9 protein-coding genes and 1 pseudogene are annotated in these 6,049 nt (G+C 72.3%); 5 read left to right on the top strand and 5 right to left on the bottom strand.

All coding sequences use genetic code 11. From position 1 onward, the window contains the following. Positions 1-3: 3 nt before the first annotated feature. The 3 genes from QMK28_RS31775 to dhaK all read right to left on the bottom strand — a co-directional run bounded on the left by QMK28_RS31775 (position 4) and on the right by dhaK (position 2,246). Complete coding sequence (locus QMK28_RS31775; RefSeq protein WP_326443161.1) at positions 4-411, bottom strand: PTS-dependent dihydroxyacetone kinase phosphotransferase subunit DhaM; 408 nt, start codon at positions 409-411, stop codon at positions 4-6. Continuing rightward, positions 408-1,073 carry a dihydroxyacetone kinase subunit DhaL gene (dhaL, locus tag QMK28_RS31770; protein ID WP_326443160.1) on the bottom strand — a complete coding sequence of 222 codons (666 nt, stop codon included), beginning with the start codon at positions 1,071-1,073 and terminating at the stop codon, positions 408-410. Before dhaL ends, QMK28_RS31775 begins: the two co-directional genes overlap by 4 nt. Positions 1,074-1,253: 180 nt before the next feature. After that, positions 1,254-2,246: a dihydroxyacetone kinase subunit DhaK gene (gene dhaK, locus QMK28_RS31765; protein WP_326443159.1), complete on the bottom strand. Its 993-nt coding sequence runs from the start codon at positions 2,244-2,246 to the stop codon at positions 1,254-1,256. A gap of 565 nt (positions 2,247-2,811) precedes the next feature. On the opposite strand from dhaK, the gene QMK28_RS31760 reads away from it, so the two are divergent. Further along, positions 2,812-3,552: a class I SAM-dependent methyltransferase gene (locus tag QMK28_RS31760; protein ID WP_326443158.1), complete on the top strand. Its 741-nt coding sequence runs from the start codon at positions 2,812-2,814 to the stop codon at positions 3,550-3,552. 123 nt (positions 3,553-3,675) lie between these two features. Further along, positions 3,676-4,203 carry a PadR family transcriptional regulator gene (locus QMK28_RS31755; protein ID WP_326443157.1) on the top strand — a complete coding sequence of 176 codons (528 nt, stop codon included), beginning with the start codon at positions 3,676-3,678 and terminating at the stop codon, positions 4,201-4,203. Here the strand turns inward: QMK28_RS31755 and QMK28_RS31750 are convergent. Beyond that, positions 4,131-4,700 (bottom strand): flavin reductase family protein, encoded by a 570-nt coding sequence (locus QMK28_RS31750; protein ID WP_326443169.1) that lies wholly within the window; start codon positions 4,698-4,700, stop codon positions 4,131-4,133. The two genes, QMK28_RS31755 and QMK28_RS31750, sit on opposite strands and share 73 nt — an antisense overlap. On the opposite strand from QMK28_RS31750, the pseudogene QMK28_RS31745 reads away from it, so the two are divergent. From QMK28_RS31745 to QMK28_RS34455, 3 genes and pseudogenes are all read left to right on the top strand, one after another. Continuing rightward, positions 4,656-5,024 (top strand): annotated as a pseudogene (locus tag QMK28_RS31745) (AMP-binding protein); the annotation flags it as partial. The gene QMK28_RS31750 and the pseudogene QMK28_RS31745 overlap by 45 nt on opposite strands. A 61-nt stretch (positions 5,025-5,085) precedes the next feature. Beyond that, positions 5,086-5,472, top strand: coding sequence for a hypothetical protein (locus QMK28_RS31740; RefSeq protein ID WP_326443156.1), 387 nt, complete (start codon positions 5,086-5,088; stop codon positions 5,470-5,472). A gap of 29 nt (positions 5,473-5,501) precedes the next feature. After that, complete coding sequence (locus QMK28_RS34455; protein WP_443050891.1) at positions 5,502-5,915, top strand: hypothetical protein; 414 nt, start codon at positions 5,502-5,504, stop codon at positions 5,913-5,915. Here QMK28_RS34455 and QMK28_RS31730 read toward each other — a convergent pair. Continuing rightward, the coding region (locus QMK28_RS31730) for an acyl-CoA dehydrogenase family protein (RefSeq protein WP_326443155.1) at positions 5,801-6,049 on the bottom strand (249 nt) is incomplete at its 5' end. The two genes, QMK28_RS34455 and QMK28_RS31730, sit on opposite strands and share 115 nt — an antisense overlap.

Genomic DNA, 6,049 nt, shown 5'->3' with positions numbered 1-6,049 from the left:
CGCTCATACCTTCCGGTAGTCGTACGCCTCCCCGGCCGCCGCCGCGACCGCGTCCAGGTCCGCCCCGGCTGATGCGGTGACGACGGCGGCCACCGCGCCCTCCACGAACGGCGCGTCCAACAGCCGTGTGCTGTCCGGGAGTTCGTCCCCTTCGGCCAACAGTGCCTTCACGGTGAGGACCGCGCTGCCGAGGTCCACGAGCACGGCGACCCCCGCGCCACGGTCGACGCTGTGCGCCGCCTGGGCGATCAACTCCGAGCTGGTCCCGAGGCCGCCGTCCGGAGTGCCGCCGGCCGCCGCCACCGGGGCGGTGCCGCCACCGGCCAGTCCGACCGCCAGCTTCGCCACCGAGTCGGCGACCGGGCCGCTGTGCGAGACGAGGACGATCCCGACGAGCTTCGCGTCGCTCATCGCCCGCCCTCCGAGTCCGAGTCCGGAGCCGCGCCGGGGGCCGCGTCCTGGGCCGTCCCGGCGGACACCGCGGCCGTTTCGGCCAGTGCGGCGAGGATCAGCGCCGACGACGTCGCCCCCGGGTCCTGGTGGCCGACGCTGCGCGCGCCCAGATAGCTGGCACGTCCCTTGCGCGCCTGCAATGGCACGGTCGCGAGCGCGCCCTCGTCCGCGGCGGCGCTCGCCGCCCCGAACGACTCACCCAGCGCCTCGACGGCCGGGGTGAGCGCGTCCAGCATCGTCTTGTCACCGGGGGCCGCGCCGCCCAGCACCGCCACCGCCTCCACGCCGGCGCGCAGCGCGCTCGCCAGATCCTCCCGGCCGACCTGGTCCTGGTCGCCGAGCGCCTTACCGGTGCGCCGCAGCAGCGTGCCGTACAGCGGCCCCGAAGCGCCGCCCACCGTCGAGATCAGGGTCCGCCCGGCGAGCATGAGCACCGCGCCGGGAGTGGCGGGTGGTTCCTTCTCCAGGGCTGCCGTCACGGCCTTGAAGCCGCGCTGCATATTCGCGCCGTGGTCGGCGTCGCCGATCGCGGAGTCCAGTTCGGTCAGCCGCGTCGCCTCGCGGTCGATCGTGGTGGCCGCGGCGGCCAGCCAGCGGCGGAAGAAGTCGGTGTCGAGCAACAAGTCCTCCATCAGCTTCGGGAGCTGCGGGCTCGCTCCCGGTCGGTCTTTACGGGCGGGGTTCTCCGCGCGGCGGGATCGCTTCGCGCGCGGAGCGCCGTGGGGAAGCGCTCCGTCCGGTGACGTCTTCGCCGGTCAAGGGCCCCGTGCCGGGCCCCGTCCGGCTTCCGGCGCCCCCGCTCAGAGGCCCCAGCGCAGCGCCGCGGTCCGCACCGGCGCGTCCCACAGTCGCAGCAACTCCTCGTCGACCTGGCACAGCGTCACCGAGCAGCCCGCCATGTCGAGCGAGGTCACATAATTGCCGACGAGCGTACGGGCCACCGGCACGCCGCGCTCGACGAGCACCCGCTGCACCTCGGCGTTGAAGCCGTACAGCTCCAGCAGTGGCGTCGCCCCCATCCCGTTGACCAGCGCGATGACCGGCCCGGTCGGGCGCAGATCCTCCAGTACCGCGTCGACCGCGAAGTCCGCGATCTCACCGGAGGTCATCATCGCCCGCCGCTCGCGCCCCGGCTCGCCGTGGATGCCGATGCCCAGCTCCAGCTGCCCGGTCGGCAGATCGAAGGTCGGGCTGCCCTTGGCCGGGGTGGTGACGGCACTCAGCGCGACGCCGAAGCTCCGCGAGGAGTCGTTGACCTGCCGGGCGATGGCCGCCACCCGGTCCAGCGGCGCGCCCTCCTCGGCCGCCGCGCCGGCCAGCTTCTCCACGAAGAGGGTGGCTCCGGTGCCGCGCCGGCCGGCGGTGAAGGTGCTGTCGGTCACGGCCACGTCGTCATTGACCAGGACCTTGGCGACCTGCACGCCCTCGTCCTCGGCCAGCTCCATGGCCATCTCGAAGTTCAGGACGTCGCCGGTGTAGTTCTTCACCACGAACAGCACACCCTGCCCGCTGTCCACGGCAGCCGCCGCCCGCACCATCTGGTCCGGCACCGGCGAGGTGAACACTTCGCCCGGACAGGCCGCGTCGAGCATCCCGGGCCCGACGAACCCCGCGTGCAACGGCTCATGCCCCGACCCGCCGCCCGAAACCAGCCCGACCTTCCCGGCGACCGGCGCGTCCCGCCGTACGACGACCCGGTTCTCCACATCGACCACCAGTTCGGGATGCGCGGCGGTCATCCCGCGCAGCGCGTCGGCGACGACGGTCTCGGGAACGTTGATCAACATCTTCACGGTTGTCTCCAGGTGCGATGGGCGTGCGGGCCGCGGTCCGGGGTCTGCGCAGGTCAGGTCGGACTCGCTCCAGGCTGGTACGGAGATCTGGTGGCTCAGGCCAGTATCGGGGGAACACCGTCCCGGGGCACGGACCGAGGCGGGGCAATCGCGGGAGCGAGCCGCCGCCGGGTGCGCCAGTCCGTGGGTGCGGCGCGGCGGGCGCGGATCTTCAACGCCACCTTGTCCCGGGCGGTGGGCCCTGGGCCGCCGGATCGCGTAGACGATCGCGGTGGCGGCCGGCAGGCCGGGGATGACGGACAGACCGATGGCCCACTGCGCGCCGAGCCAGGCGACAGACCGAGCGCGAGGAGCGGGCCGAAGATCGCACCGAGGTTGTCCATCATCCGCTCGAACCCGTACGCCCGCTTGTACGCGGAGCCGGGACGATGTCCGCATCTTTGTGGCTTCTGCCAGTACGACGGTCTGCCGGGGTGCGGGGAGACTCCCCGCCAGAGGCTGCGGCGTGTCCCGGGAGCGGGGGCCGAGGCCAAGGGCATGACGAAGCACAGGGGAGGACAGCACGATGAGCGTGCAGCAGTATGACGAGATCGGTGAGGCGTTCGAGGGCTTCAAGTCCCTGCCGCTGGAGCAGTACGCAGTGGTGCCCGGCTTCCTGGCCATGGTCGGGGACGTACGCGGCAAGTCGGTCCTCGACCTCGCCTCCGGCACCGGTTTCTACAGCAGGGAGTTCAAGCGGCGCGGCGCCACGGACGTGCTCGGAATCGATATATCCGGTGAAATGGTCGCCGTGGCACAGCAGTTGGAGGATCGCAACCCGCTGGGTGTGCGCTACGAGGTGGGCGATGTGTCCGAACTGCGGCCCCTCGAGCAGCGCTTCCACATCGCCTTGGCGGTCCAGCTGCTCAGCTACGCGGAGGACATCGCCGCCACGGAGCGGATGTGCCGCAACGCGCACCGGAGCATGAAGCCCGGCGGCGAGTTCTTCGTGCTCAACCAGTCGCCCGACTTCCGCTTCGACGGGCCGCCCCCGGACAAGTACGGCTTCCGCAGCGAGCTCACCGGCGAGGAGACCGAGACCGGACCGCAAGTCCGGATCACGGCGCTGCTCGACCCGCCGATCTCATTCGTCGCCAACCGCCCGCGTCGCGAGGTCTACGAGAAGTGCCTGCGGGCAGCCGGATTCAGCGAGGTGACCTGGGTCCCGCTGACGGTGTCGGAGGCCGGCGTGCGCGAGTTCGGTGCGGACTTCTGGGCGGACTTCCTCGCCAACCCCCCACTGGAGATGCTGCGCTGCCGCGCCTGACGACCGACCGGACATCCCGGTGGCCGGCCTCTGGAATTCGCCCGAACGGGGGCCGGGCCGCCGGGCCGCGCCGGCGGGCGCCCCACCGTCGCCACCCCCGAGATCATCAGAGCCGCCCGCGACATGCTGCCCAACCCCGAGAACTCGATCACCTCGATCGCCAAGCTCCTCGGGGTGAGCCCGGCGCCCTCCGTCGGCTTCGCGGGTGATCGGCCGGTCTCGCAGATCTACGGTGAGCTGAAGCGGCTGGAGAAGGTCGGTTATGTGACCTCCCGGATGGTCGCCCAGGAGACCGGCAACCGTGACAAGCGGGTCTACCGGATCGCCGGTGAGGGCATGGATGCGGTGCGGACCTGGGCGCGTGAGTCGCCGGTCGAGCCGCCGGTGCTCAAGCACGGCGTCATGCTGCGGATCTGGCTCGGCCATCTCCTCGAAGCCGAGCGGATGCGTGAAGTGCTGGGCGCGCACCGCGCGTACGCGGAGGCGATGCGTGAGAGGGCGCAGGCCGACGTCGCCGGGGCGCAGGGCCAGGAGGCGTGGGCGTACCCCACGCTCACTCTCAAGTGGGCCGAGCGGTACTACGCCTCGGAGCGGGATCTGGCCGACGCGATGCTCGCGGACCTGGAAGAGCTGGAGCGCAGGCGACCGTAGGCACACCGGAAGTACAACAGCGGCTCGGCGCCCGGGAGCCGGTCGAGAGCCGTGGCCCGGCCGAGTGCGATGGTGTGGTCGCCGCCGGGGAAGGTGCCGGCCAGCTCGCATTCGATGGTCGCGAGCGCGCCGTCGAGCAGTGGCGCGCCGTTCGCGCCGGGGCGCCAGTCGACGCCCTGGAACTTCTCCTCGCCGGTCACCGCGAACTGCCCGCATAGGGCCTGTTGTTCGGCCGAGAGGATGTTCACGGCGAAGCGGCCCGCCGCGCGGATGCGCGGCCAAGCGGTCGAGGTGTGCGCCGGGCAGAAGCACACCAGCGGCGGCTCCAGTGAGACCGAGGAGAAGGACTGGACGGCCATGCCCGTGGGGCGGCCGTCGGGCTCGACGGCGGTGATGACCGCGACTCCGGTGCAGAAGCTGCTGAGCACCTCCCGCATCGTCGGGCCGTCACCCTGCGCCCCGGCGACCGCTACCTCCTCGTCAACCCCTTCTTCCACACCTTCGGCTACAAGGCCGGGATCGTCGCCTGCCTGCTGCGTGGCGCGGCCATGATCCCCGAAGCCGTCTACGACGCCGACCGCATCCTGCGCCGCATCGCCGAGGAACGGATCAGCGTGCTGCTCGGTCCGCCCACCGTCTTCCACGGTCTGGTCCGCCACCCGCACCTCGCCGGCCACGACCTCGGCGCGCTGCGCCTGGCGGGCACCGGCGCGGCCGTCGTGCCCGCCGCGCTCATCGACGAAATCCGCGAACGGCTGGGCGTGCCATCCGTGTTCACAGCCTACGGACTCACCGAGTCGACGGGCGTCGTCTCCGTCTGCCCCCCGGACGCGGACGCCTGGACCATCTCCCACACGGTGGGACGGGCGCTGCCCGGCGTCGGTGGTCGGCGCACCCGACGAGCGGCTCAGCGAGGTCGGCGTCGCCTATCTGGTGCCCGAACCCGGCCAGCACCCCGACCCGGCCGAACCGACCGCCTGGACCCGCGAGCGGCTCGCCAACTTCAAGGTCCCGCGCCGTTCCATATCGTCCCGGAGCTGCCGCGCAACGCCAGCGGAAAGATCCTCAAGGCCGAACCGCGGCGCACAGCGCGAGAAGCACCTGAGGCACCCGAGGCACGAGAGGCAGCAGGAGCGCGAGACGCACCAGAAGGAGGCCACGAGTGAGGCTCGGCACGGAGCGCCAGGAGCTGCGTACGGCCGTACGGCCGTACGGCCGTACGGTCGCTGCTCGCACGGCACGAGGGAGCAGCCGCCTGGCGGCCGCTGACCGAGCAGATCGGGGCGGCCGGGCTGTCCGTGCCGGAGGAGTACGGCGGCGTCGGCGGCGGCGCGCTCGAAGTACACGTGGTCATGGAGGAGTTGGGCGCGGTCGCCGGGGAGATGATCCAGCTGCACGGCGCATCGGCATCACCTGGGAACACGACGCCCACCGCTACTTCAAGCGCGCCCACGGCTCCGCGCAGCTCCTCGGCTCGCCCGCGTCGCACCGCAGCCGCATCGCCGAGTCCTTGCTCGCCTCATAGCGGGCGGCCCGGCGCGGGCGGCCCGGCCGGAGACCGACGCCTCGTACCGGACCGTCGAAGCACAGCGGATCTCTACGGGTGGACCGCCTTCAGAACCCGGGCCCGGCAGGCGGAGGGTGTGCCCCAGGCCGACCGCAGCGCGCGTGCTTTGCCGATCCACAGGGACAGGTCGTACTCGGCGGTGTAGCCGATCGCGCCGTGCAGCTGAAGGGCGGTGCGGGACGCCGCGTACGCCGCCTCGCCCGCCGCGACCTTCGCAGCCGCCACTTCGGCTGCCGCGCCCGGCGTGCCCGAGGCCAGGGCCACCGCTGCGCCGTGGAG

This window comes from Streptomyces sp. H27-D2, assembly GCF_035828615.1.
Taxonomy (GTDB): Bacteria; Actinomycetota; Actinomycetes; order Streptomycetales; family Streptomycetaceae; genus Streptomyces.
The sequence above is the reverse complement of the archived record's forward strand: the minus strand, read 5'-3'. Positions and strand labels throughout refer to the sequence as shown.

Coding starts and splice junctions, on each gene's coding strand:
- QMK28_RS31775 (WP_326443161.1), bottom strand. CDS start 411: ATGAGCGACGCGAAGCTCGTCGGGATCGTCCTCGTCTCGCACAGCGGC.
- QMK28_RS31760 (WP_326443158.1), top strand. CDS start 2,812: ATGAGCGTGCAGCAGTATGACGAGATCGGTGAGGCGTTCGAGGGCTTC.
- QMK28_RS31755 (WP_326443157.1), top strand. CDS start 3,676: ATGCTGCCCAACCCCGAGAACTCGATCACCTCGATCGCCAAGCTCCTC.